Annotated in this window: 2 protein-coding genes; both read right to left on the bottom strand. The window is 43.1% G+C overall.

All coding sequences use genetic code 11. The annotated features are described in order from the left end of the window. The coding region (prs, locus tag JWG41_RS20400; RefSeq protein WP_205271479.1) for a ribose-phosphate diphosphokinase at positions 1–416 on the bottom strand (416 nt) is incomplete at its 3' end. Next, on the bottom strand, positions 413–553 hold the full coding sequence (locus tag JWG41_RS20395) for a hypothetical protein (RefSeq protein WP_408611799.1): 141 nt from the start codon (positions 551–553) through the stop codon (positions 413–415). The genes prs and JWG41_RS20395, both read right to left, overlap by 4 nt. Positions 554–663 lie beyond the last annotated feature (110 nt).

Raw genomic sequence — 663 nt, 5'->3', positions numbered from 1 at the left:
AATCCTTGGATTTGATCCGCATGTAAGTCCATAGTGAGGACACGATCAGGGCCAACCGTTTCGATTAAATCGGCAACCATACGAGCGGAAATAGGAACCCGTGGTTCTACCTTTCTGTCTTGGCGTCCGTACCCATAATAAGGAATAACGGCAGTAATGCGACGAGCAGAAGCCCTTCTTGCAGCATCAATGATGAGTAAAAGTTCCATCAAACTGTCGTTTGCAGGGAAGCTGATGGATTGAACCACAAATACATCCCGTCCACGAACGTTTTCTTCGATTTTTACAGAACTTTCCCCGTCGGAGAATCTCTTCACAGAGATTTGGCCGTTCGGAATGCCCAGGTGTTTACAAATTTCCTCAGCAAGAGGTCTGTTTGCATTTCCAGAAAATACTACTACTTCGCTGGGATTCATACTCCAACCAACCCTTTATCTATATATTGTTTTGCAAGAGCCAAATCATCAGGCGAATTGATGCCGTGACTTTCTAAAGCATTTGCCAGAGTTTTTGCTCCGACTTTTTTTCCCAATGATCTAAAAATTTTAATCACATCTGTGAGGTAATATTCTTTTTGTACATTGTCGTTGCCGATTTAATCGAAACGGTTGGCCCTGATCGTGTCCTCACTATGGACTTACATGCGGATCAAATCCAAGGATT

The organism is Leptospira chreensis, from assembly GCF_016919165.1.
Lineage (GTDB): Bacteria > Spirochaetota > Leptospiria > Leptospirales > Leptospiraceae > Leptospira_A > Leptospira_A chreensis.
This window is presented reverse-complemented; position numbering and strand designations above follow the sequence as displayed.